Annotated in this window: 22 protein-coding genes; 10 read left to right on the top strand and 12 right to left on the bottom strand. The window is 42.2% G+C overall.

Going from position 1 to position 25,607, the window contains the following annotated elements; translation table 11 throughout:
• Nucleotides 1-20 precede the first annotated feature (20 nt).
• Together CH373_RS02155 and CH373_RS02150 are read right to left on the bottom strand one after the other, a co-directional pair.
• Nucleotides 21-851 (bottom strand): hypothetical protein, encoded by an 831-nt coding sequence (locus CH373_RS02155; protein WP_100712273.1) that lies wholly within the window; start codon nt 849-851, stop codon nt 21-23.
• An 88-nt stretch (nt 852-939) separates the two neighbouring features.
• Nucleotides 940-1,323, bottom strand: coding sequence for a phasin-related domain-containing protein (locus tag CH373_RS02150; protein ID WP_100712271.1), 384 nt, complete (start codon nt 1,321-1,323; stop codon nt 940-942).
• 247 nt (nt 1,324-1,570) lie between these two features.
• Between CH373_RS02150 and CH373_RS02145 the strand changes: the two genes are divergently transcribed.
• Nucleotides 1,571-2,143 (top strand): hypothetical protein, encoded by a 573-nt coding sequence (locus CH373_RS02145; RefSeq protein ID WP_100712270.1) that lies wholly within the window; start codon nt 1,571-1,573, stop codon nt 2,141-2,143.
• Nucleotides 2,144-2,148: 5 nt separating this feature from the next.
• On the opposite strand, the gene CH373_RS02140 is transcribed toward CH373_RS02145, so the two are convergent.
• Entirely contained in the window at nt 2,149-3,573 is a 1,425-nt protein-coding gene (locus CH373_RS02140; RefSeq protein WP_100712268.1) for an aminotransferase-like domain-containing protein, read from the bottom strand.
• A gap of 58 nt (nt 3,574-3,631) precedes the next feature.
• Between CH373_RS02140 and CH373_RS02135 the strand changes: the two genes are divergently transcribed.
• Nucleotides 3,632-4,876, top strand: a complete 1,245-nt coding sequence (locus CH373_RS02135; RefSeq protein ID WP_100712267.1) for an aminotransferase-like domain-containing protein — start codon at nt 3,632-3,634, stop codon at nt 4,874-4,876.
• A 74-nt stretch (nt 4,877-4,950) separates the two neighbouring features.
• Here the strand turns inward: CH373_RS02135 and CH373_RS02130 are convergent, their stop codons facing one another.
• Nucleotides 4,951-5,337, bottom strand: a complete 387-nt coding sequence (locus tag CH373_RS02130; RefSeq protein WP_100712266.1) for a phasin-related domain-containing protein — start codon at nt 5,335-5,337, stop codon at nt 4,951-4,953.
• Between the two features lie 249 nt (nt 5,338-5,586).
• Between CH373_RS02130 and CH373_RS02125 the strand changes: the two genes are divergently transcribed.
• Nucleotides 5,587-5,778 (top strand): YgaP family membrane protein, encoded by a 192-nt coding sequence (locus CH373_RS02125; protein ID WP_100712265.1) that lies wholly within the window; start codon nt 5,587-5,589, stop codon nt 5,776-5,778.
• Nucleotides 5,779-5,830: 52 nt separating this feature from the next.
• On the opposite strand, the gene CH373_RS02120 is transcribed toward CH373_RS02125, so the two are convergent.
• The 4 genes from CH373_RS02120 to CH373_RS02105 all read right to left on the bottom strand — a co-directional run bounded on the left by CH373_RS02120 (nt 5,831) and on the right by CH373_RS02105 (nt 11,515).
• Nucleotides 5,831-7,726: a motility associated factor glycosyltransferase family protein gene (locus CH373_RS02120; RefSeq protein ID WP_100712264.1), complete on the bottom strand. Its 1,896-nt coding sequence runs from the start codon at nt 7,724-7,726 to the stop codon at nt 5,831-5,833.
• The gene (locus CH373_RS02115) at nt 7,723-9,528 is read right to left on the bottom strand and encodes a penicillin-binding protein (protein WP_100712263.1); all 1,806 of its coding nucleotides are present in this window, start codon (nt 9,526-9,528) and stop codon (nt 7,723-7,725) included. The genes CH373_RS02120 and CH373_RS02115 overlap by 4 nt, the downstream gene beginning before the upstream one ends.
• A 66-nt stretch (nt 9,529-9,594) precedes the next feature.
• Entirely contained in the window at nt 9,595-10,191 is a 597-nt protein-coding gene (gene lepB, locus CH373_RS02110; RefSeq protein WP_100712262.1) for a signal peptidase I, read from the bottom strand.
• Nucleotides 10,192-10,282: 91 nt separating this feature from the next.
• A complete protein-coding gene (locus CH373_RS02105) occupies nt 10,283-11,515 on the bottom strand; it encodes an acyltransferase family protein (protein ID WP_100712261.1) in 1,233 nt (410 codons plus the stop codon).
• A gap of 112 nt (nt 11,516-11,627) precedes the next feature.
• On the opposite strand from CH373_RS02105, the gene CH373_RS02100 reads away from it, so the two are divergent.
• The 5 genes from CH373_RS02100 to CH373_RS02080 all read left to right on the top strand — a co-directional run bounded on the left by CH373_RS02100 (nt 11,628) and on the right by CH373_RS02080 (nt 16,615).
• The gene (locus tag CH373_RS02100; RefSeq protein WP_100712573.1) at nt 11,628-12,173 is read left to right on the top strand and encodes an LIMLP_15305 family protein; all 546 of its coding nucleotides are present in this window, start codon (nt 11,628-11,630) and stop codon (nt 12,171-12,173) included.
• Nucleotides 12,174-12,241: 68 nt separating this feature from the next.
• Nucleotides 12,242-13,228, top strand: a complete 987-nt coding sequence (locus tag CH373_RS02095; RefSeq protein ID WP_100712260.1) for an SPFH domain-containing protein — start codon at nt 12,242-12,244, stop codon at nt 13,226-13,228.
• Nucleotides 13,229-13,232: 4 nt separating this feature from the next.
• Nucleotides 13,233-14,588 (top strand): threonine synthase, encoded by a 1,356-nt coding sequence (thrC, locus tag CH373_RS02090; RefSeq protein ID WP_100712259.1) that lies wholly within the window; start codon nt 13,233-13,235, stop codon nt 14,586-14,588.
• A gap of 180 nt (nt 14,589-14,768) precedes the next feature.
• A complete protein-coding gene (locus tag CH373_RS02085; protein ID WP_100712258.1) occupies nt 14,769-15,506 on the top strand; it encodes a hypothetical protein in 738 nt (245 codons plus the stop codon).
• A 20-nt stretch (nt 15,507-15,526) separates the two neighbouring features.
• A complete protein-coding gene (locus CH373_RS02080) occupies nt 15,527-16,615 on the top strand; it encodes an LIC10486 family protein (protein WP_100712257.1) in 1,089 nt (362 codons plus the stop codon).
• Between the two features lie 2 nt (nt 16,616-16,617).
• Here the strand turns inward: CH373_RS02080 and leuS are convergent, their stop codons facing one another.
• Both leuS and CH373_RS02065 read right to left on the bottom strand, forming a co-directional pair.
• Nucleotides 16,618-19,284 (bottom strand): leucine--tRNA ligase, encoded by a 2,667-nt coding sequence (gene leuS, locus CH373_RS02075; RefSeq protein ID WP_100712256.1) that lies wholly within the window; start codon nt 19,282-19,284, stop codon nt 16,618-16,620.
• Nucleotides 19,285-19,536: 252 nt separating this feature from the next.
• Nucleotides 19,537-19,725 (bottom strand): hypothetical protein, encoded by a 189-nt coding sequence (locus CH373_RS02065; RefSeq protein WP_100712254.1) that lies wholly within the window; start codon nt 19,723-19,725, stop codon nt 19,537-19,539.
• Between the two features lie 301 nt (nt 19,726-20,026).
• Here CH373_RS02065 and CH373_RS02055 point away from each other — a divergent pair, with 301 nt between their 5' ends.
• Nucleotides 20,027-20,752, top strand: a complete 726-nt coding sequence (locus CH373_RS02055) for an ABC transporter ATP-binding protein (protein WP_100712252.1) — start codon at nt 20,027-20,029, stop codon at nt 20,750-20,752.
• On the top strand, nt 20,749-23,289 hold the full coding sequence (locus CH373_RS02050) for an ABC transporter permease (protein WP_100712251.1): 2,541 nt from the start codon (nt 20,749-20,751) through the stop codon (nt 23,287-23,289). The genes CH373_RS02055 and CH373_RS02050 overlap by 4 nt, the downstream gene beginning before the upstream one ends.
• A 110-nt stretch (nt 23,290-23,399) precedes the next feature.
• Here the strand turns inward: CH373_RS02050 and CH373_RS02045 are convergent, their stop codons facing one another.
• Together CH373_RS02045 and CH373_RS02040 are read right to left on the bottom strand one after the other, a co-directional pair.
• Nucleotides 23,400-24,092: an Lcl domain-containing protein gene (locus tag CH373_RS02045; RefSeq protein WP_100712250.1), complete on the bottom strand. Its 693-nt coding sequence runs from the start codon at nt 24,090-24,092 to the stop codon at nt 23,400-23,402.
• Nucleotides 24,093-24,189: 97 nt separating this feature from the next.
• Nucleotides 24,190-25,419: a hypothetical protein gene (locus CH373_RS02040; protein WP_100712249.1), complete on the bottom strand. Its 1,230-nt coding sequence runs from the start codon at nt 25,417-25,419 to the stop codon at nt 24,190-24,192.
• Between the last annotated feature and the right edge of the window lie 188 nt (nt 25,420-25,607).

The raw sequence follows: 25,607 nt of genomic DNA, 5'->3' as shown, positions 1-25,607 counted from the left end.
AAACTGTAATTTATAAGAATTCAAAATGCGATTCCGATTACTATATTCAAACCGAAGCTACTCCCCGGCTTTGTTTCGTAGTTTTTCAAAGAATAAATTCTATAGTAAAGATCGTTCAGATCAGCGACTCGGTTGGAATATCCTAGATCAGAAACTTGATAGGAATTTTTATACGGGAAATACCAACTCCAAACTCCTTCCCAACCCCAAAAAAATCGGCTCTCTGTTTGAAATCGTAAACCAAGTCCGAATCCTGCAAAGGTTTGAGGTCCCCAGGTTACCGAGCTCCTTTCCCATCTGTAGGTGCTACCTGCACTTTCCCAAAATATGGAACTCGCCTCTCGCCTCATGTGTTCTCTTCCCAACCAAAAGGATACAAAAAAGGGAGAATCGTACAGATACCTCTGAAGATAAAGGGCCCCACCCCAGGTTTTTCTTTCGTAATTTCGAATTCTTCCGTAAAATGTATTCGCAGGAAAGGCGACCGAATAAGCAACATCTGAATCGAATCTGTTTACATAAGCATTTTGGTAGCCGGTCATTCCGACAGCCCAGTCTCTATTGATTATAAATGTGTAATCTACGGAGAAATATCTTTCGTATCCAAAGCCTCCGAGTTGATTCCGAAATTTTTCCCGTATATCACCCTGACTTAGTTCCTTCTTTTGTGAAGAAGCGTCCGATTTTTCGGCTAGGCCAGTTTTTTCGGATTTTTTTTCCTCCGAATTTACGGAAGGTATTGGGCCGGAATTTTCCTGGGCGAGAAGAGCATCATCGAAAACCAAAAGAGAGGTAAGAAAAATGGAAAGGATGAAAATCAGATCCCTTTTCTTGTTACGTTCGGGACACATAAACTAGGATGAGAATCCCGAATTTCAGAAATGTCAAGCAGGGCTTTTTAGGAGTGGGCGGGAGAATTCCCCCCGCCTTAAAAGAGAATTAAGCTTTGGTTGCGGTTTTTCCAGCAGCAGTGGTTTTGATTGTTTCAGCTACTTCAGCTAGTTTTGCTTTAACAGCTTCTAACTGGCCTTCTGGAACGCGTTTTTTGATTTCTTCAGAAATTTGATTGTACTTTTCTACAATCTTTCCGCGAGTTTCTTCGTAGTTTTTGCCAGCTACAGTAGAAACTTCTTTGATTTCGTTTAACAGTTTGTCTACTGACTCACGAATTTTTACAGAAGCTTCTGAATTGTCTGCTGCGCCTTTTGCGACGAGCTCGCCATAGGTTTTTTCCAATTCTACTTTGGCTTTTTCCAAACCTTCTTGGCCAGATTTGAAGATTCCAATACCAGCATTGAGGATGTCCAACAGTTGCTTTTCCATTTTTTTCTCCTTTCGGGAATGAGCTATTTAGTGCGATGCACAAACCAGTTTTAATGCGGCGCACAAAATCCGTCAACATGCTTTTGATTTTTTTCCGCAAATGAGGAGTTTTTTTACCTGTGGACTGGCCGGAATTCGTTTGCTAGAATCCGCTTTCGGTGTTAAAAAATACCGCTTCCAGCTACCCTTCTTGCTTACCACCTGAAAAGGCCGACTGGTCCCATTTCCTCAAAAAGGAGGATGTTCTATGGTAAAAGTTATTTTCTATTCTCTTTTGTTCCTCGCGGTCGGTTCAGCCCAGGCAAGCACACTTTCCGAGTTCAAGCAATTGCTGGAAAAATACTCATTATCTCTGGAAGAGGACAAAGAGTATTCCGAAATAAAGTTGGAAGAAGGATCCAAGTTAAAGTCGGACTTCACTTTGAGGCATATATCAAAAAAGCTTGAAATACGGTATATCATTCAACCCGTAGTTCCTGAGTTAGAGAGCAAGTTACCCGGACTCTATATTCTACAGGCGCAGAATATTGCGATGATCATTTGCCAATGCAAAGACCGAATTATCGGTTTACCGTTTTCTAGAGAATCCATTAAATCCGAATTCGGTGCAGATTGGGGTGCAACCTTGCATGTTGCATCGGCAACTGAGTTCAGCAAAGACTACGCATTTGCGATCGTAATCGCTTTATATAGAAAAGGTAAGGCGAACGCTTATACTATATTTTTGTTCGATGATTTTATCGAGATTCGCGAAGAGCTTAAAAAAGCTTTGTATCACTTAAAGTTCAAAGGTGAAATCAAAGGAGCATATTCCGCCTAACATACTCAAATCGAGGAAGCTATTTTCCCAAGAGTTGCGATCGAGCTTTTCACTCTTGGTCCGAAAGAGATTCCTGCGTTAATCCTAAAGCATTCCTTGTATTTCCCGGAAAGTGAGAACAGATAACCGGGAACGATACTGATTTTTTTCTTTAAAGCAAGATATCTTAGATCTCTCGAATCTTTTCCGGGCGACAACTCTACCCAGAGAAGAAATCCTCCTTTCGGCAATGTGATATTCGTACCAGAAGGAAAATATTCTCGAATCGCATCCGCATAGGACAAAATAGAATTTCCGATCTTCCGCCTAAATTCTCTTAGGTGCCTTTCAAAGGCAAGAGACCCCAAGAAATTTGCCGCTGCAAGCTGAGTCAAATTAGGAAGAGAAAGTGCCGAAGTTGTTCTCCGATTCGATGCTGCATCCACATTACGTTTATCAGTTATCATCCAGCCTATCCTTAGACCTGGATCAAGAATTTTGGATAAAGAAGAAACTTGGGTCACAACCTCCTCTTGGTCCAGTGAAAGTAAAGAAGGAGGCCTCGGTCCTGGCAAATGGGAGCATTCTCCATAAATATCATCTTCGATAATTCGTACTCCGTACTTTGCCGAAATTCTGATGAGCTCCTTCTTTGCCTCTACCGGAAGCAGACTTCCGGTCGGATTAGAGAATGTGGGAACAGTCACCAAAAACTTTGGCGCGTCCTTTTTTAAAACCGATTCATAAGAATCTATATCTAACCCAAACTTTGGATCCGTAGGTATCTCGATCGCCTGTAATTTCAAATCGATAAGTATTTGGTACAGTATAAAATGTAAGGGAGATTCTACGGCGATCTTATCTCCCGGACGCGTAGCTTGTGCAAGTGCGGTGTATGCGGCCTCAGTACAGCCTAAAGTAATGTATACCTGTTCGGGCGTAATTCGATTGGATTTGCCAGATGCTCTCAAAGCGATTTTACTTCTAAGCTCGAAGTCTCCTTTCGGATCCGAATAATTGTGGGCAAGAGGGTTCTTTAAAACTTCTTTATATGATTTTTCCAAAGCTGCCAAAGGCAAAAAATTAGAGTCAGGAATTGCTGCACCGAATGAAATTATATTAGGATCCGTCAGTTCGGAAATTAAGCTATTCATTTCATCGGGAAGACTTGGTTTGGAAACCCGAATCGGTTTTGCTACCTTTGCGCGTACTTCGTTTTCAACCCTAGGCAGAACAAAGAACCCGGATCTTTCTCTTCCGCTAATATATCCTCTCTCTTGCAAGATTCCGAATGCCTCTACTACTGTAGATAAATTGCACTCTTCCTTTTCGCAAATCCGACGCAAGGAAGGTAGCTTGGTGCCTACGGGAAATTCGCCGCCTTCTATTCTCTTTATTAAATAATATGCTATTTTAGAATATTTAGTTTCGAATTGATCTGTATCGCTCATAATATGAATTTCTGTATCTGTATTGCTCTTATGATTTCGGATATAACATATCCTCAGAATGGTTCAAGGAAATAACGAATCTAAAAGCTTAAACGACTTGATCCAAATTTCAAGCCGAGCACAAAGAACCAGATCCTCTGCTATTCGGGAAATCTTAAGTGTCATAGATGCTCCTGGTATGCTTTCCTTTGCAGGCGGACTTCCCGACGAATCTTTATTTCCAATCGATGGTTTTCGAAAGTCATATGAAAGAGCGATCGAAATTCTCGGACCCAAATTATTCCAATACTCTTCGACTCAAGGGTGCTATTCCCTTCGATCTTGGATCCATGAGAGATATTATTCCGAATCGGATGACTCAGCTCCCGATCAGATAATTATTACAAGCGGATCGCAACAGGCTTTAGATCTGCTTTCAAAATTCTTCATTAATGAGGGAGATACGATTTTCGTAGAAAGACCGAGCTATTTGGGAGCCTTGCAAGTTTTTTCCTCATACGGAGGCCGCGCTTTGAGTATTCGGTGTGATTCCGAAGGACCAGGCATAGATGACTTGAAACAAGCAATCCTTAAGTTTGGTCGTCCAAAGTTCTTTTACGGAATTCCGGATAACCAAAACCCGACAAGTAGATCCTACTCGACCAATCGTAGAAAGTCTATTTCTGAACTGTTGGAATATTATAATATTCCAATCATTGAAGATACTGCTTATTATGAGCTCGATTTCCTCCCCGAAAAAAACACTTCTGGCGAAAGAGGAAAGCCTTCGTTTGCAAAACTTTTGCCAAATCACTCATTTTCGATTGGCACATTTTCTAAAACTCTTTCTCCAGGATTGCGAATGGGCTGGCTTCGTGCGCCTAAAGAGTGGATCTCTCGTTTGATTTCTCTCAAGCAATCCATGGATTTGCATTCCGCGGTTTTGAATCAGGAAATTGTGAATCAGTTTCTTCGCTCTGGAGAATTCGAAACTCATTTAGAAAAATTGAAAGCAACGTATTCTTATAAAGCGTCTATTACGAGCGACAACCTCTACAAGTATTTTGGAGAAGATATTCGGTTTGAGGCACCAACAGGTGGTATGTTTTTTTGGTTAGAGTTTCCAGATAAAACGGATACTTCTGTTTTATTTGATTACGCCCTCAAAGAAAATGTTGCCTTTGTTCCGGGCTGTCACTTTTATTCCGAAAACCCAGAGCATCATTTTGCTCGCTGGAATTTATCGCATTCTGGAATCAATGACTTAGAAGAGGGAGTTGGAAGACTACACAGAGCATGGAAATCAGCTCGAATCGGTACTTGATGAAAAAAGAATAAAGAGGGGAAAAATTGTCGGCGGGAGAATACCCGCCGATCCTGGAGTCAAACAAACGGCAATTAGTTTGCAGTAGCTGATTTTTGCGAAGGAACTGCTTTTTTCACAGTTTCCGCAACTTCAGTTAATTTAGCTTTGAAAGCTTCGATTTGCTCTGGTGGAACAATCTTTTTTACTTCTTCAGTAACTTTGTTATATTGTTCTACGATCTTAACGCGGGCATCTTCATAGCTCTTTCCGGCCGCGGTGGAAAGTTCTTTTGCTTCATTCAAGAGTTTATCTACGAACTCACGAACGCGAACTGAAGCTTCTGAATTGTCAGCTGCTCCTTTTGCGGCAAGCTCCTGAAAAGATTTGTTGAACTCAGCTTTAGCTTTTTCCAGTCCTTCTTGACCGGTCTTGAGTACTCCGAGACCTGCATTTAGGATGTCTAGAATTTGTTTTTCCATTTGGGTTTCTCCGTGGTTAGATCGTTGTGCGACGCACAATCCATGTTTATTGCGCCGCACAATTCTTGTCAAGAAAATATAGAAAAAAAGCAAAGGAAAGCTGTAGGAACTCCTAATTAGTAAAAAACTGAGGGAAGCACAATATTATTGCGACATAATGTACAAAACTCTTATGACATTCTGACAATTATCATATTTGTATTCTGTTTGAGCTATAGTATGATTTCAGCATAGTTCAGGAGGCAATTGATGAGCTCAAATGTGGGAAACCTAGATCGAATTCTAAGAATTCTTGGCGGAATTCTGATTATCGGTTGGGGAATTTACGCGCAGAACTGGGTAGGGGTTTTAGGAATCGTTCCGCTTTCCACTGGCTTGGCGGGTTGGTGTCCTGTTTATTCACTCCTAGGACTAAATACCTGTTCTGGAAACGAATCCTAGCCTGAGTTTGAAGTGTACGAGGGCAGCTACGAGATTGGAGAAAATTCTCAGATTAGCGACCGGGCACCGAAGAAAATTCAATTCTCTTAGCAGAGTGTTTTAATAAACGAATACTAGCTCTCGTAGCTTGCTGCAATCCCTCATAAAGTAGCAGGCTCTTTTTAGCGATTGCAAGTTGCTCGTTCTTTTTCTCTTCGAGTGAAAGAGAAGTTTCGTATCCTTCCGTGATTGTAAGAATGACTCTTTGCAAGCTTAATCCAAGATACTCTGTAAGTCCTTTTTTTGCTGTAACTACTTCATCGATTTTGGAAAGTTCCCTTAGCGAATTTTGAATTTTCAGTCGATCCTTTCCTCCTTCGGAAATTAAGTCATATACCTCGCCAGATAAATTGACTCCGGTTTCGATCGAAGAAAGAAATTCTTTGAGCTCTATTTCTAATTTACGAATGTCTTGAATAAGACTTTGGAGATCCAGGTCTCTGTTTGGCGTAGAAAAAGAACTGATCTTTTCTTTTACCTTGGATGCAAAACTTGTATCCGCTGGATTTCGTTTATAGTATTCCGAAATCTTTTCGGTAGAAATTCCTTCGAGGATCACTCCGTTTCTACTCAAATTGATCCAGGGACAAGTCTTCGGATGTTCTTCAAACCATTTCTTAAAAATAAGTAGCTTTTCGTTTGTCCTCAGTTTTTCGCCTTGAATAGAAGGAACCCATTTAGGAGGCAATGCAGTCATTTGCTTATAATTGTGATGCTCTCTTCGGAACTTTCTGGATTCTAGATGGTTTAGTCTTTCCTCCAGTACTGCTCCCTTGCAGTGCGCCAGATTTCCAGGAAAGGATAAGTCCTGTCCGATCAATAAAACTGATCGCGCTACCATTTTCTCGGCAAGGCTTGCTGCGTTTGTAGAGACAGATCCTCCAAAATCGACCTTCCCCAGATCACCTAACCATCGTTCTTCGATCAGTTTGATCCAAGGAAATGGAGAAGAGGATACAAAGCCGCCTAATTGGACGGAAGGAAGCCTCATGGAATGATAGGAAGTAGTGGGATCGAAAACGAATCTAGCGTTTCCTGAATATTCCTCCAGATATTTCGAATTCAAAGGCTGAGGATCCACACTAAAGACCAAATCCGGATCGATTCCGAATTTTTGTAAAACAGCCAGAGATGTATCGACTGCAATCAGTACAAAACGATCTCGGTAAGAACGCAATTCTTCCAAAGATTCGGACAAAGAAGGTCCGGCACCGCAAACTACTATATCTACTTTTCCGGCACAAAGCCCGAACAAAGAACGAAGCGGTTCCAATTGAACCATTTCAGGTAAATTGAGCAGAAAATTCTTGGTCCAGACTTTCTCAAACCTGGTGAGAGTCGCCGTATTTACATCCTTCTTATGAAAGAAAGCTTCGGAGACAAAGCGCAGCTCTTGGTAATCAAAAGACCTCCACTGAAGACTTCCCCTGTGCGGAATAAAGGTGACTGGCAATCCTAGGATTCCTTTGAATCCCTCGTACAAAGATGCTTCGTTATAAGGCGGAAGAAGTATGCGGAGTCTGTTTTCTTCGAGATGTCCAGAAAAGTCGTAAATCGAAAGTGCCAATTTCAGAATCCCCGGATTCGGCTCCATCCATACACAAGATACTTTAGGAAATTCTAATGCATATTGCACCGAATATCCGAGCCCCGCTCCGAAAAACAAGAATACCCTTTCTTCATCTTCCTTCTTCAATTCGGACAATTGTCTGGTAACTTCTGTCCACGGATCTCTGCTACTGTGCAAAAGCATAGAGTCGATTTGTAGCGTAGGATATCCCGCAGGTGTCTGAACTAGCTCTCCAAGGATCTTTGTAGATCGTATTGTTTGGGCGATGTCTGGAGAAATCTTCTGGATAGATTCTAGATTTCTCCGAAGGACTTCCTCCCTAGTCTGAAGCTCGTTCATTGGAAATATACGTTGATTCTGGTTTCGGAAATGGGAGCGCCAGGAGCAGGTTCCTGCTGGTAGCAAAATCCGCTGCCGTGCAATTTATAAGTAGCTCCGGAACTAGATAAGGACTCTACAACTTCTCTTTTACTTCTTCCGATCAGATTGGGAACTGCATTTAATTTCGGATCTGAAATCTTTCGCTCAAGTTTGGATAAGCGTACTTGGACGGTTTTTTCGCCCTGCTCAATAATCGGTATGATGTTCTCGACTACTTCCTTGAAAACCGGGGCGGCGATTCCTCCACCGGTATGGCTAGACCCTTTTGGTTCATCGAACAGAATCAGACCGACAACCTTCGGTTTTTCTGCTGGAAAGAATCCTAGGAAGGATGCGGACCACAATCCTTCTTGGTAGCCTCTTCCAGAAATCGCCTTTTGGCCGGTTCCTGTTTTTCCCGCAATAGAGTATTCTTGAATGTAAGCATTCTTTCCTGTTCCGGCCTGGACGACTCTTGTCATTGCTTTCAAAAGTCGATCGGTCGTGTATTCCTTGATTCCGACCGGAGCTTCTTCCAATTTGAATTCGTGTAACACTTCTCCATAAGAATCCGTAATGTGAGAAACGATCCTCGGGGTAATAAATCTGCCTCCGTTTGCTACAGACGCGGCTGATGCAACCAGCTGAATCGGAGTTACTGAAATTCCCTGGCCAATTGCCATGAACATTGGTGTACTCAAATTCCACTTGCTAACATGGGGCATAAATCCAACCGATTCATTTGGGAGCAATCCTGTCTTTTCTCCAAATCGAAATCGCTTCATATATTCATAAAGCACATCGTTGGGGATTCTAGAAGCTGCCTTGATAATCCCTGCATTGCATGAGTACTGTAGGATTTCATCGAGGTTAACCATTCCGTGTGCTTGCGTACAGTTTATTCTAGTTTTGCCTAGTTCCACGTATCCAGGACACTGGAATTTTTCGTGCGGTCGTATTAAGTTTTCATTTAGTAAAATGGTAGCTAGAAAGATTTTCATTGTCGAGCCAGGCTCGTACACATGCCTTATCGCCCAGTTTGTATGAGTAATTTCTTCAAACGAGGCATATCGATTCGGATCAAAAGACGGGAAACTCGCCATTGCCAAAACTTTTCCAGTATGAATCTCCATTAAGATACCGATGGCTCTTTTTGCACCGGTCTCCTCGAATCTTTTGCCTAGGGCCTTTTCCAATTTGAATTGAATAAGACCGTCCAACGTCAAATGAACGTTAGCGCCCTTGGTGGAATCCGATTCCACCGGAGTCATCAATTCCTGATTATAATAATATTCTAATCCAGAAAGTGCCGAATCATCATCCATTCCAGTAAATCCGACCAGACTCGCGGCCAGACTTCCGTGAGGATAAACCCTTTTAAACTCCCTTTCTCTTCTTACTCCCGGCAACGCCATTTCCATGATTCGACTCGCGGTCGCATCGTCTATTTCTCGCTTCAGCAGGAAGTAGCGGCTCTTTTCTCGAATGAGAGATTCTATCCTTTCGGTGGGAATATCCAAATAGGGAGCGAGTTGCACTGCGGTGAAATTCGGATCATAGATATTCGCAGGATAAATTCCGATCGTGGAAGAATCGATGGAAAGAGCGAGCTCTATTCCTCTGCGATCATAGATAGCACCTCTCAAAATTCTCTCGCCGTTTTTGTACGCGATTTCTCGATCGTTCAAAAAGGATAAGAAGGTGACCCGAGCCAATAGAACAATAAATAGGCCACATAGGAGATAAAAGAGGATTCCAAATCTTTTTCGGTTAGGTAACACGCTGCTGATTTACAGATCGGCAATTTAACCAAATCTGAAAAGCCCTTTCCAACCCTAAACCGTACTTCATAAAGCCCAAAGTACAATTCCCCGGAGTTTATGAAACGGGATCAGTCCGTAATTTCTAGAGTCTGTGGAGAATTCCCTGTTATCTCCCAACACCATAAAATAGCCCGGAGGGATCCTACCCGAATCCCCGATTCCAATATTCCCAGAAATTGAAACTACCGGCAGCACTGCCCTAGAAGGCGCATCCGTTCTAAACCCTTTGGAAAAGGATTCTTCCAGAGGGCTGTCGTTAATATGAATTCTACCGTCAGAAAATCGAAAGTAATCGCTCGGCAGGCCGATCACCCTCTTAAGACTTAATTCGGCCCCCACTCCGTCCAAAACCAGAACATCGAATCTTTTCACTTCCGAATGTCTGAAACTCAAGGTCCAGGGACCGATTCGAGTAGGAAATCCCCACTTCCAAACTAGAACTAGATCTCCGTCTTTGAAGTTAGGCAACATAGAGTTGCCGCTAATAAAGTAAAATTGCAGAACAAAAATTCTAAGGTACAGTACGGTGCTAATTGCTAGAATTACCGGAAATGCTTTTCGGAACCAAAGCCAAATCAAAGGTAAGAATTTTGCTGCAACAGACTTTAAGACTGAATTCATTTTCTTCCAGTAGACCTTTCGTTATAGCACACCAGCCATTCCCTCATTTTTTTTACAAAGCTCAACGGGAATTTATTCTTTGCGGATGAATCTATGCTGATTTCCGAGAATCCATTTCTACAATAGAAAGCTTGTCTTTCCATAAAAGAAATGGCTTTTCCACAATTAAGAAAAGAAGCCATGAGAATAAAAAGGAAGAAGCCAAGCCCATCACGCAAGCCCAGACAATTTGTCCAGGACCGATAGTTCGTGTTCCTTTCAAAATATGGGAAACTGCCCATCCCGCTAAAATCAAATTCCACAAGTACATCGTATAACTAAGTCTGGCAATCGGCCTTAGGATAGGCTGATTGAAAATCCACGCGCACAAAGAATTCGAATCTAACGCTAAAAGCAAGATCCCGGCATAACCTAAATTGAAACAAGAGATTCCTAAAGTTCGGCGGAACCAGTTTTCTAAATCAAAACTGTGACCTAACAGCAATAATGCGATAGATAAGAAAATCAGAATCGCGCTGACTTTCTTATCGAGTGCAAACTGAGAACCCGATCGGTTTCGAGAAGAGATCAATTCTGCGACAAGCATTCCGGAGACAAGGCTGTCCATTCTGCAATGAGTATAAATCAAAGGATCCAGTCCTGAATTTTGGGCTTCGTAAAAAAATCGAAACCCGAGAGCGATAAAATATAGTAAGAACAGAAAACCGATTCGCATCTTTTGCGAAACAGTAAACAAGAAATATCCGGATAAGAATGGCAATATCAAATAAAACTGTTCTTCGATAGAAAGAGACCATCCGACAATACTCAACCGAAAAGGAGTATAATTCGAAAAATAGAAAAAATCTCCGAAAGAATATTTCAAATTCATCATAATTCTGTAAAGTAGCTCTATCTCCCCAGGATTAGGATTCGCAACTGAATGCAACTTAACAGATTGATTTTGATAATAGAAGAATAGTACGATTAAAGAAAAATAGTAGGCGGGAAAAATCCTAAGCGTCCTATCTATAAAGAATTTCCGGATGGATAATTGCCGATTTTTTTCTAAGCTCCGAAGAAATCCTCCATAGATCAGATAACCACTCAGAACAAAAAATAAATCCACTCCCGAATTCAAATTTACTAGAATATTTTTTATAAGTACAGGAGTTTCTGTAGCAAATTGTCCGAGCAAGGTCCATAAGTGATATACGATCACGAATAAAATCGCAAAGGCTCTCAATCCATTCAAGGATTCTAATTCTCCCTGCTTTTTTAAGAAAGGAGAGAAAACGTATTCGAACAATCCTTGCAAAAATGTTCTTTTTGTAACGGTATGCATTCTTTTTATAAAAAGAAGAAATGAAACCGTTCTAGCGACGTCGACCTTTAAATCATAAAGAATGACCGAAAATCTTCTTGCGCGGATCGAAAATCCAAGTCAAATTTTAGCTATGTCTACAGACTCGCTTTCGCAAGCTTCTGCGTATATTTCTCGCTTCCGTGCAGAAAGGGGCAAGATAAGATCCTTTTTGTCCAAATTTCCATTTTACGCAGATATCGTTAAGAATCACGAGTACTACAATACCGATTTATTAATCCGAAAGGAATTAGCTTCCAGGATCGATGCTTTAAAGGAGCCCCTCCGAAGAATCGAAGAGGGATTTGTTCGACAAAGAAGATTGGAACTTATCGGATCTACCGAGATCTTACTTTCACAAGTAGATCGACTGAAAAACGAGATCGTCGGCGCGGGTTATGGACTGACCGGAATCGGTTCAGGCTTTAAGGCGACCGAAAAAGAATTGGAGTCACTCGCAGATTGGGATTATTCCCTTTTGAGCCATGCAGAAGAATTGAAAACGAAGGTCAATGCACACGGCTTGCAAGCAGAAGATTCCGAGTCGAAAGTAAGAGATTGGGTGAGTCAGTTTAGAGTAGAATTGGATCAATTCGATTCAGCTCTCAAGAAACGGAAGGAAGTCTTTTTGAAAGCATAATAATTATTTGATTTCATTCACTTAGTTTAGATCAGTCAGTTGCAACGAATAATTTTAAAGGAGATAGAATGGCACTCATAGATGTTATAAAATACGAAGGAAATCCCGGCGAGGTAGTTTGGAAATTTCCAAGAAATGATATCAGTACCTTTGGGCAGCTGATCGTAAATGAAAGTCAAGAAGCAGTTTTCTTCAAAGAAGGAAAGGCTCTAGACATTTTCGGTCCCGGCACTCATACTTTAAAAACCGGTAACGTTCCGATTTTGGAAAAATTAGTGAATCTTCCTTTCGGAGGCCAGACACCGTTTACCGCAGAAATAGTCTACGTAAACAAAGCTTTAATACAGCTAAAATGGGGCACCCCTACTCCGATACAGGTAGAAGATCCGAAATACAAGATCACTCTGGGCGTGAGAGCATTCGGAAATTATAATATTAAGATTATTGATTCTAAGTCTTTCGTTACAGGAATCGTAGGTGCAAAAGGTGCCTATACTCATGACCAAGTCGATGAATTTTTAAAACCGATGGTGGTTACTCGACTCAGCGATTTTCTCGCGGAAGTGGTATTAAAAAGCGGCGAACCAATCACCCGGTTGAACCAACATTTGGAAGAGGCTTCCTCTGCGGGGAAAACCAAGGTCCAACCTGACTTTTCGAAATACGGAATCGAGGTAACGGACTTTTTCGTTCAATCGATCAATTTCGACCAAAATGATCCCAATTTCCAAAAGATACAAAAGGTTCTGGCAGACAAATTCGAGATCGAAACCTTGGGCGGAATGTACCAGCAAAAGAGAATGCTGGATATCGGTGAGGCTGCGGCAAGTAATCCCGGGGGAAATGCAGGGGAGGGAATGTCCGCGGGAATGGGTCTGGGCATGGGAATGAACATGGCAAACATGATGGCGGGAATGATGGGCCAGAACAAAGCTGGAGGTGGCCAAGAAGATGCCACTGCCAGACTTGCCAAGTTGAAAAGCATGTTGGACCAAGGCTTGATTTCTCAGGAAGAATTTGATGCCAAAAAAAAGGAGATTCTGAACTCTATCTAAAAGTATGAGTTCCACAGCGACTAGATACAAGGCAGAATTCCGTTGTATCAATGAATCTTGCAAATCCACCTATGATTTAAACGAGGTCATCTACGAATGCAGAAAATGCGGCAGTCTGCTGCAAGTTTCTCACGATATGGATGCACTCAAAGAAAAATCCGGCACACAATGGAAGGAGCTCTTTGATTCCAGGCTGTCCTCGGTAAAATTTCCGAATACTTCCGGTATTTGGAATAAGAGAGAATGGGTCCTCCCGCATGTAGAAGACGAAAGCATCGTCAGTTCCGGGGAAGGACTCACTCATCTTTTTAGCTCAGAAAGACTTACAAAAGATCTGGGTTTGGGCGGTCTTTGGATCAAGCAATGTGGCATCTCACACACAGGTTCTTTTAAAGACTTAGGGATGACTGTGCTACTCACTCAAGTGAAGCATATGATTTCCAAAGGGGTTGGAATTCGCGCGGTAGCCTGCGCAAGCTCCGGAGATACTTCCGCTGCCTTGGCTTCGTACGCAGCAAAAGCCGGAATTCCCTCTATCATTTTTCTACCTTCCGGAAAAGTATCCCAAGCCCAATTGATTCAACCGGTTTCTAACGGTGCATTCGTGATTTCCCTGGACACAGATTTTGATGGATGCATGAAGATCGTCAAAGAAGTCACTAGACAAAACGGAATCTATTTAGCAAATTCCATGAACAGCCTTCGCATCGAAGGTCAGAAGACGATAGCTCCGGAAATCTTACAACAACTGGAGTGGAAAGCTCCGGATTGGGTCATCATCCCTGGAGGCAATCTAGGAAATGTCTCGGCCCTAGGTGCAGGCTTTGAAATGTGCAAGGAACTGGGGCTTATCGATCGACTGCCTAGAATTATTCTTGCCCAGGCCGAAAATGCGAACCCCTTATATCTTTCTTACTTGAAAGGGTTCGAAGAATTTTCTCCTGTAGAAGCCAAGCCTACTCTAGCATCTGCAATCCAAATCGGTAACCCGGTTTCCGTACAAAAGGCGATCTCTATTCTAAAGAAATTTCACGGAATCGTGGAGCAAGCGAGCGAAGCCGAACTTTCAGATGCAGCAGCTCGTACAGATTTATATGGGCTATACAATGATCCCCACACCGGAGTGGCGCTTGCGGCCATGCTCAAATTGCTAGAAAAGGGGACGATCCAAAAGGGAGAAAAAGTGGTCGTAGTCTCTACTGCGCATGGCCTAAAGTTCACCGAATTTAAGCTAAAATTTCATGAAGGAAAAGTTCCCGGAACAAATACCGGATTGCAAAACTCGATTCACTCTTGTAAACCTGACCTAAGCAAAGTAACAGATCGGATTAAGGAATTCCTAGATTCTAGAACAAAATAAGGTTCTAAGAGGTCCAGGATAGAAGGAAACGCCTTTATTGCGACGTCCCTTTAGGCCGATGTTAAACATATAGATGGCCTTTTTTATTCAAGTAACTCCCTTTTTTTGTTTCATTTTTTCTGATGCGCTTTTGGTTTTTTTCTCGAAAGCAAAATTGGCCAGTTATAATCGAGAATTCGAATGAACGAGGGATTTGAGGATCTTTCCCAGGAATTCCTTTTCGAAGTCGAAAATGCCGTCCGAAAGGAAAATCCCCTTTCCATTATTACCTATGTATTGAGCAATAATGGAGAATCCAAACTCAAGCATATCCTACAATCGGTTCTGGCCAAGTATGAAAGGCTGGATTTAATCGAATTACTTTTTACCTCTGCAAAAGAACTAATCGTTAACGCGACAAAGGCGGCCATCAAAAGAGTCCTCTTCAACGAAATGAAACTGGATATAAATGATCCTGACGATTACGAAATCGGGATGGGCTCATTCAAGGAAAATCTGGTAAGTCGTAAGTTCCCTTATTACCGCCGAAAAATGAAGGAAAATAATCTTTTCGTAAAGGTTACATTAAGCTTTACTAAAGACAGAATTATATTGCTGGTACAGAATAATTTTACGCTTAGTACAAAGGAAGAAAAGAGGATTCGTGAAAAGTTCCTGCTTTCGAAAGAATTTGACAATCTCTTTGAATACTATATGAAGTACGGAGATACTACGGAAGGGGCAGGAATGGGGATCACCATGGTCGAAATCCTTGTAGCCCAAAGCGGATTTGATCGACATCTATTCACCATCTTTAGTCGCAGAGACGAAAATCGGACCGTTGCAAGAGTAGAGATTCCTCTGAACGAAAGCTACGTGCCCAGAAGACAAAGATATAAAAAGTGGCTCGAAGAAAAATCCCGTAGCATTGTGGAATAGCTCTATACACTTGAGGAAGAATGGAAGAAAATCCGCAGACAAACAAACTCCAGGAGCAGGCAAATTTAATGAACCTTGCCCTGGAATCGGTGCATACGGAAGAACAGGCGATCGAATTAATCCAGGGCAAAATTAAGGATGCATATTTACTAAAACTTAAAGTAGATATAGAAAATCGAGTAGGAGTCGTTCTTGGAGTAATCTCGAAGTATCGGAGCGAGATCCTGGAATTGTACTGCCTTTTTTCAAACTCAGATCTGCTAAGAAGAATTAGAACATTTGAAGATTTTGCTCAATTCACACATGACATGGCGGAGGCCGCAAAGCAGGAACCTATCGATCAACCTTTGTGTGATCAAGTCGGGAGAATCTTATATTCCAAATTAAACAAAACTATATTAGAAACTTATTATCAACATTGGGACAGAAACGACACAGCTGCTCTAGTAAATCTTATTGAAAATCAGATCAAGGCTGTTCTGAAAGTAAAAATGGTTCGAGTACAATCGGACGTGGAATCTGTATCGAGTTTGAAAGTCCGCTCGAAGGCTTTTTTTGCCGGAGTCTTGCCGACAATTAATAAACCCGTCGAGGAAAAGGTTCAAACCGTAACCGCTATTGATGACCCAGAAAAAGCCGCTGTTCAAAGACAGATTGAGACAATCGTAAAACCGTTTGGAAGAGTGGTTGCGGCAAAGACGATTCTCTCTCCAGTCAACGGAATCGATTTTGACGACTTGATGGAGGGAGATAAGATTCTATTCAATTTGCCCACCGGAACCATAGAAGAAAAAGCATTAGCTAAAACATTAGGAGCAATGGACCAGGAAGGAAATCCGAAGCCAGTGATTGGTCAATTTGTAGCCATCGCTTCCGGAAAGAATGAATACCATGTATTTGCAAAAGGTCCGGCCGGAGTGTTGCTCAGAGCTTTTGAAGAGCGTCCGGTCAGACTTGCAAGACCGAAAGCTAGTTCGTCATCGCCTCCTCGTCCACCCGGAATGGGTTCTTCTAAATCCAGTGCGGACGGGGGCAATTTATTGAATTATATCATAATAGGCGGCGTGGTTTTATTGGCCGGATTGCTTGCATTTATCTTAATGAAGTAAATTTAAGCAACGACTATATTGACAAGCTTGCCTGGGACGTAAATTTCCTTTTTGATCTGTTTTCCGTTTAAGAAAGGAAGAATCTTATCCAACTTTTTCGCTGCGGATATTGCCTCTTCTTGTGCAATCTCTTTCGGTGCTTTGAATTCAGCACGAAGCTTTCCGTTGACCTGTACTACGATCAAAATCTCATTTTCGATCAAATATTTTGGCTCTAGAGTCGGATATGACTCGTATGTTAAGCTTTGCTTCTTTCCGCAAAGAGCCCACAGTTCCTCTGAAATATGAGGAGCGAATGGAGCCAAAAGCAAAAGGAACTGTTCTAAGATCTTTCTAGGTCTGCGATCGCTAGGAGTCAGTTCATTCACAAAAATCATCAATTGAGAAATTGCAGTGTTAAAGGAGAAATTCTCGATATCTTGAGCGATCTTCTGAATAGATTTGTGCAGAATCTTGTATTCTTCGTCGGTCGGCTCGATATCATCCAGGCGAAACGTTTCGTTTGCGCCGGAATGGAACAATCTCCAAATCCGATTCAAAAAGCGAAATACACCTTCAACTCCTCTAGTGCTCCAAGGTTTGACCATTTCGAAAGGTCCCATAAACATCTCGAATAAACGAAGACTATCCGCGCCAAAAGTGTTCACCACTTCGTCCGGGTTGACCACGTTTCCTAAAGACTTTGACATCTTTCGTTTGTCTTCTCCAAGGATCAGTCCCTGGTGTACTAATTTCTTGAAAGGTTCAGGAGTGGAAACATATCCTAAATCGAACAAAACTTTGTGCCAAAAGCGAGAGTAGAGCAAATGCAAGACTGCGTGTTCCGCACCGCCGACATACAAATCAACCGGCATCCAAGCTTTTTCTAAATCAGAATCGACAAATGCTTTTGGGTTCTCTGGATCAATGTATCTCAAATAATACCAGCAAGAACCTGCCCACTGAGGCATGGTGTTCGTTTCTCTTTTTCCGATTTCTCCGGTAGCCGAATCTTTGTAGGACAACCAATCTCCTGCCAAAGCAAGGGCAGATTCGCCTGTGCCCGAAGGCTTAAATTCTTGGAGATTCGGAAGCTCTAAAGGTAATTCAGATTCTGGTAGAGGTTTGGTAACTCCGGAAGGAAAGTGCACTAAGGGAATAGGTTCTCCCCAATACCTTTGTCTAGCAAATAGCCAATCTCTTAATTTAAACTGAATCTTTCCTTTGCCTAAATTCTTGCGAATCGCCCAGTCAATAATTTTAGAAGATGCTTCTTTATAACCCAACCCATCAATTGAAACTTCTTCCGAAGCAGAATTGATACATTTGGATTCCTTGGAGTCAAAGGCAGAATTCGTAATCTCGCCTTCAATAACCGGTAGAATGTCTAATCCAAAAGCCTTTGCAAATTCGTAGTCTCTCTGGTCATGAGCCGGAACCGCCATGATCGCTCCAGTTCCATATCCGTATAAAACATAATCTCCTACCCAGATCGGAATCTTTTTATTTGGAGCGGCGGGATTGATCACGTAGGAACCAGTAAACACACCAGACTTTTCCTTGGATAATTCCACTCGGTCCAACTCACTTTTGAGCAGAGAAACTTTTCTGTATGACTGAACTTCTTCCCAACAATCTTCTGTAGTGATCCAGTCTACCAAAGGATGCTCTGGAGCCAAGACCATATAAGAAACTCCGAATATAGTATCCGGACGAGTCGTATAGATTTTGATTCCTTCGAGAGAAATATCCTTCAAAGAAGACTCCAGCAGGTTACGTGCCGAAGTTTTATTTGAACTTTTTAATGATTCGATGACTTGTTTGGCTTCTTTTGCAAAAGGAAATACAATCTCCAATCCTTCACTTTTTCCGATCCAATTTCTTTGCATCTCCAAAGTGGAGTGAGGCCAAGAGACCAGACTTAGGTCTTCGAGCAATCTTTCTGCATAAGCAGTGATTCGCATCATATACTGTCTCATTGGTTTTCGAACTACTTCGTAACCTTTTTCGGTCCATTCTTCCACTTCTTCATTAGCGAGAACGGTTCCAAGTCCTGGGCACCAGTTCACAGGGATCTCTGCCTGGTATACCATTCTAAATTTTGCAAGGATTGCGTCCTTTTGCGCTTCGGAGTTTTTCTCCCAATCTTCTGCAGAAAAAGTCTCCAGCTCAGTAAAACCCGCAGAGCCTTTTTTTTGGAAGATTTCGACTAGTTCGGAGATCTTACGGGCTTTCTTAGAGTTCGAATCGTACCAGGATTCGTATAATTTTAGAAAGATCCATTGGGTAAATTTGTAGTATTTCGGATCTGTAGTCGAAAATTCCCGATCCCAGTCGTAGGAAAGACCAATTAGCTTGATTTGCCTGCGAAAATTATCTATGTTCTGTTCGGTAGTTTTGGCCGGGTGAATTCCCGTCTGCATCGCATATCTTTCTGCAGGAAGTCCAAAAGCATCCCAACCCATAGGATGCAATACTTCGAATCCCTTCATCCGTTTGTAGCGAGAAACGATATCGGTAGCAGTATAGCCCTCCGGATGTCCCACATGCAAGCCTGCACCGGAAGGGTAAGGAAACATATCTAAACAATAGAATTTGGGTTTTTTAGAGCGCAGATCCGTGCGAAAGGATCTGTTATCCTCCCAGAATTTTTGCCACTTAGATTCTATTTCCCGAAAAGGATAGTCCATACCGAGAGATTTTTAGCAGAGTCTTAAAATCCAATCCTTTTTTGAGCAAAAGGAATCGATTCAAGATCGGATCTCTGTAGTGCGCGTTCGAATTCGTGAAGAAATGTTGGCCGATTCGTTTCAAAAAGTGGAACAGTAGAATTTTTATTCGGTCCAAAAACAACAAAAGCCGGATGGAAGCCGGCCTCGAGGAAACTTCGCCACCTAAAATCTTGTAGCTCTGGCGAAAGAAGGAATATTTGGAAAGGAAAGTTACTTTCTAACTGAGTCGATCACCTTGATGAGTCTCTTAAATGCCACATTCAAGCAGTCGCGACATAGATCGTACTGGAATAATTGTGCCGTATCTACACCGCATCCTTTACAAGTAAGTAAATTTTCCGATGCAGTTTCACCTTCCGCCTCTTCTTTATTTAAATCAGTCACTGTTAATAATTGCATCTTGCTCCGAGATATTTCCATCGATGTTGTTTTTATTTACGGAGTGTCAATAAGTCCGAACCCTTTGCCCTTTTCGGAGTCGACCCTCCGCAGGTCGAGAGTTACTTTATAAATTCGACCGATTCTAGAGTCAAAAAAAATTAGGAGCGTCTGAGTTGAAAATGCCGGTAAAAATTTTGAAAAAAAATTCCATGTGACATGTATGTTGGAATAGTTTTTTCCAAAGAAAATTTTTTGCGTGGAAATAAATTTCACATCAAGTGCCGAGTTTAGGTCAGTCCAAACCGAGGAAGGTAACATTTTGCTATCCGTATCAAAGTTAAACAAGTCGTACAAAGTTGCTGGAGAAAAATTTAATGTACTAAAAGAGGTAAGTTTTACCGTAAACGAAGGAGAATTCGTAGCGATCGTCGGTCCTTCTGGATCCGGCAAGTCAACTTTACTCTCTGTCTCCGCAGGATTAGACAAAGCAGATTCAGGAAACGTAATTCTAGACGGAGTATCTTTGCTCGAAAAGCCAGAGGACGAGCTCGCAAAAATTAGAGGAGAAAAGATCGGCTTCATATTTCAGAATTTTCAACTCATCAAAACATTGAATGCATTAGAAAACGTATCATTACCGTTGGCCCTGACCACGAACCTATCTGAAAAAGAAATTAGAGACAAGGCAACGCATTGGTTATCAAAAGTTTCTATGCAACATAGGGCGATGAACTTTCCGAGCCAGCTCTCAGGCGGAGAAGAACAGAGAATCGCAATCGCAAGATCCTTCATACACTCTCCTAGAATTTTATTTGCGGACGAACCGACTGCAAACTTGGACAAAAGAAATGGAGACAATGTTATGTCATTGTTAAGAGAACTAAATCTCAAGCACGGCTCCACTCTTCTCGTAGTAACCCATGATCCGAATGTCGCCGCAATCGCGGATCGAATTCTGGAAATGAGAGATGGAGAAGTATTCCAAACAAGAGCGAAGGCGAAGCCGAAAAGTAAGAAGAAAAACTCACCCAGGAAATACAAATGAGCCTTTCTTTTTTTCTTCGAAATATTTTTCGCGAAATCGGCTCTAGAAAGACCTCCTCTCTGCAGGTAATATTAGCCGTTGCTATAGGAACAGGAGCAGTATTAGCGGTTCATTCGTATCGAGATCAGTTATCTAAAGCAATCTTAAGAGAAGCCAAAAATATCCTTGGCGCGAACCTAGTAGCTACGAGCCCTGCACCTATTTCCTCCCAGCAGAATGCATTTTTACGCAAAATACTCCCTAATGGGACAAAATCTTCTGAACTCATTCAGTTCCCTTCCATGCTCCGAAATCCGGATTCGGAAGATACTAGCCTAGTTTTAGCCAAAGCAATGAAAGGAGAATATCCGTATTTCGGAGAAATCGAAACCGAACCTCCTGGATTGTATCGCAAACTAAGGCCTGGAGAAGTTCTGCTAGATCAAAGTCTGGTAAAGAACCTAAAGCTAAGAATCGGCAGTTTGGTTCAGCTTGGAGAAAGTAGACTAAAGGTGATCGGTGTAGTCACTAAGGAGCCAGGACTAGTTGGAAACTTTCTTTCCATGGCGCCGAGCTGCATTCTTCATAAAGATTCCTTAGCAAGTACAGGCCTAGAGCAAAGGGGTTCTCGGATTAGCTACCAAGTTCCTATTTTATTGCCAGAAACGATAAATGAGTCCGAGTTCAAAGCAACACACTTTAAAGAATTTGCAAAGATGGACTTCATTCTGTACGAAAGTACTGAAGCAAATTCAGGCTCTCAGAAGTTCTTAACAAATACATTAGATTTCTTTACTTTATTGGCGCTCTGTTCTCTTTTCCTTGGTGGAATTTCGATCCTGCTCTCCAGCCAAGCAGGACTGAGAGCGAAGGCAAATGCAATCGCGATCTACAAATGCTTGGGCGCTTCCCCAAACATGATTCTCTCCTTAGTACTAGGTGAGCTGCTAGTCTTATCCACAATCGGCGCTTTACTCGGATTTGTTCTTGGAATTTTTGTACAGTCCAGAATTCCAAATTTGGCAGGAAAAGAATTTCTATTTGAACCATCTCTGGTTCCGGGTTTTAAAACTCTACTTTGGGGATTTTTCCTAGCCTGGGTGGTCCCACTTGCTTCCGCTTGGGATTCTCTTTCTAGAACGAAAAATCTAAGCCCTTTGTATGCACTTCGCTCTGATTTTTCGGAACAACTCGAAACGATTCCCAGATTGCGACTTCGGAGAGTACTTTCTTTTGTGATCGTTTACGTTCTTTTTTGGGCGTTAGCATTTTGGGAGACACAGGATTGGATCAAGTCGTTTCTATTGTGTAGCATCTTGATTCTGCTGCCGCTCGTAATCTATTTAGGCGTGATAGTTGTGAGGAGAGCGTTATCCTTTGCTTTGCTTAGGTTCAACTTTACTCCTAGCGCTAGGATGGCTCTGCGAAAACTCAATCGACCGGGCACCGGTCTCTCTTGGGTCATTATCGGTCTCGGCTCCTCTTTGTTTGTGCTTTTATTAAGCGTATTCATAAGCGATAGTCTTTTAGAATACAGTGGAGCAAAAGATACGGAGAGGAGGCCGAACCTTTTTGTGATGGATATTCGGCCGGAACAATTGGAATTCTTTTTGCAAAGCGCGGGAAAATATCGCGCCGAGAAAGTACTAACTGCACCAGTGATCGGAGCTCGTTTGGCAAAGATCAATGGCCAAACCGTTAAAAAAGAAGATACCGAATCCTCGGCTCTCAGAAGGGATTGGAGGTCCACTGCAAGAACAAGAGAATACTTTCTTTCCTATCGAGAGAATCCATTTCCTACGGAGAAAGTCACCGACGGTGACTTTTGGAGAAAAGGAGAAGAGGACCAAATCTCTGTGGAAAAAGAATTTTCAAAATATCTAAAAGTCGAACTCGGAGATACGTTAACTTTCTCTGTGGGAGGAGTCGAGGTCAACGGAATCATTCGAAACTTTCGGAGCGTAAATTGGTCCGATATGAGGCCAAACTTCGTGGTGATATTTTCCAAAGGAATCTTAGAAAAAGCCCCGAAGGTTTATCTAAGCTCACTTCGGATTGAATCCTCGGAAACTCGCTATCTGTTACAAAGAGAATTAGTCTCTGAATTTCCTAACTTAACCATTATAGATACGGAAAAGGCAATTCAGTCCTTTATGAGAATCCTGGAAAAGGTCTCCTTTGCAATTCGCTGGATGACCGGATTGATCGTTTGCTCCTCGTTGCTCCTGATTCTAGCCTCTTTGGAATTGGGAAGAAAGGAGAGATTAGAAGAAACATCTCTATTAAGAATTCTTGGCGCCACGAAGGAGTTCCTACGAAAATACTTTCTGGGAGAATCGTTTATATTATCTCATACTTCTTTTCTTCTAGCGATTTTGCTCGCTTGGATTTCCTCCAATCTTACGGCGCGAATTCTTTTTGAGATAGAGCCAACGGTTCCTTGGATGGAAATACTGCTGACCTATCTTGCCACAAGTCTTGCGGTGCTCACCGTACACTTTTTGACCTTGCGAAAAGAATGGGATAGGAGCCCAGCCCTCTATCTAAAAGAAGTCTGAAAATCGAATGTTTAAGATTGTTGAGTTTGAAGTATGAAAAGAGCAACAGAACTCTGCGATCTCCAAAGGATCCGAAGAGCTCTTTTTCAATTCGTATATCTGAGCTTATCTTAGTGATGAGATAAGCTTCCTCCCGAAACACAGCGCACGGATTCCTTATTTAACTTAGGTGTGGTGGTAGCGTAAGGTGTCGGAGTGGTTGTAGAAAAGGAGATTGCATATGCCATATCGGGAAACGAAGAAGGCTCCGCTGACCAATACAAGTCCTCTTCTGTATTTGGAAATTGGCTCTGGTGTAAAAGAAAATACTGATAAAAAATAAACAATTCGCAGTCATTTCCGGCTGAACTAAAATCGCGACAAGTAGGAACTCTCCAAGTATTCGTTCCACCGAATCCTATTCCGTTGTTTCTTTTATTCAAATCGTCGCATACCTTAAAGAGTGGACCTGTTTGCACTTGGTGAGACGAATCCCCTCCATTGCAAGAGTGATCATTTACTGTGCAAAATTCTACCTTTGTAACGCTTCCTGCGCAATTCGGATCAGCAAGATCTTGGCCGTGGCTGCAGCGCATTACTTTGATTGGGGATGCGTTGTACCATCCACCGTAGTCCAGCTGATTTGCGGACAGTCCGACAATGTTATTGGCCTCAGCAATTACCGTCTGATCTATGCCGGCACTTGCGAGCGCGGAATCCAGTAATAATCCAATTGGAGATTTGGAGGAATCGAGATTTAGCGCTGTAGCTTTGTTACAACTTACCGATGCAAAGATAAGAAAGGAAATAAGGCTTAATTTCATGGAATATAGCTATCCTGGATAGGAACAACAATTTTACCTCCCCTTTTTTGCGCATTTTTTGCGTTAGGTGGCCCCCACCTGCAAGCATTTGGTTGTTTCACAAAGGCTTTACCCCGATTGATTTTACTTCGGTCGATGCCTCCGAGAACCAAGAATCGGCAATTGTCCAATCCTCCGGAAGCCCGCTATCCGAAATTGAAAATAACGTGGAAAGACCAGGGCCTCCATCTGCCGTTTCTCGAAAGCCCAAGGTCACAAACAATTTTAGATATTCGTGATATTCTAAATGAGTCCAGTGCGAAGGATATGTCGTGCAAAACGACATTCTCTGGGAAGGTCCTCCGACCCACGTATTCCCACCATCTTCGGAATAATCGATTCTGCAATTCTGACTAGCGATTACAAACCTTTCCGGGCTCAAAGCCACCCCGAACTGAGCGCTTTCAATATTGGAAAAATGTGTGGTCCAAGAAGAGTCGGACTCATTAAAAATGGAAATCCCGGCATTTATAGTATGAGCCCTATCTGGGTCCGCGTTTCCAAACGCTAAAAGTCGGCCGCTTGGATCTGTTTTTAAGAATCCTAAATTTTCAATTGAATTCTCATAAAAGGAGCCCGGGGTCGAAATCAATGAACCGCTCCAATGAGTATCCGAAAAACTGAGGCTTCTATGAATTCTGCTATAGTTTCCATCCATGCAGTAAAAATGATCTTTATAAAAATGAAGGTTACAGGACGGATAAGAATTCGATTCAAAGGCTTGCTGGTGAAACCAAGTTACCCCATCATTAGAGTATATTAGGTAAGTATAATTTCTCTCCGACTGCAAATAGCTTCTGCCGACTGCCCAAAAGCGAGTTTTGCCGTTCTCATTGCCAACAGATATGCTCTTTAAAGTACTGACCCCTCCCGATTCGTTTCTCGGGCAAGAACGCCTTGTCCAAGTCAAACCGTCCGGACTTGTCCAAATTCCACACCCTTCTCCAGCTATCGAGCTCGGCGCAGAATCTCCTCCCACAGCTACCCAGAGTCCGTTCCCAAATTTAATATCATACAGAACGGCACCGGTATTACATTCCGAAAAAAGAGTCGTCGATCCTTCATGGCCCGTCCAACCCTTTCCATCTATACTAGAAAAACTAGAGCAATTAGAACCTACTGCTATGATCTCTGCCCCCACTCTCGGAACATGATCCCCGAAAAAATCTCCTGAAGCAAGAGCACCCAGTGGTTTAGAAAGATCCAACTCGATCTTTTTTGCGCGGTTACACTGACTTAGAAATATTTCAATCAAGAGTAAAAGCGAAATAGCCAACCTTCGTTTCATTTTATCAAATCAATTTAATTATTTCTAATATTCAAAAGCCCGATAATTTTGAGCTTTCAAATACGGGCAAGCGCGCTTCCTAAACATAGCCAGGAAGGGCCTAAAACCCTCTATTTGATCAGAAAAAACAAACTGACTGACGTGTCATTCTTTTTTGTTCACCATGTTCTGGTTTCCGAGGAAAGCCC

This window comes from Leptospira perolatii (assembly GCF_002811875.1).
GTDB classification, from domain to species: Bacteria; Spirochaetota; Leptospiria; order Leptospirales; family Leptospiraceae; genus Leptospira_B; species Leptospira_B perolatii.
Note: the sequence above shows the minus strand (reverse complement) of the source record. Positions and strands in the feature narration are given on the sequence as shown.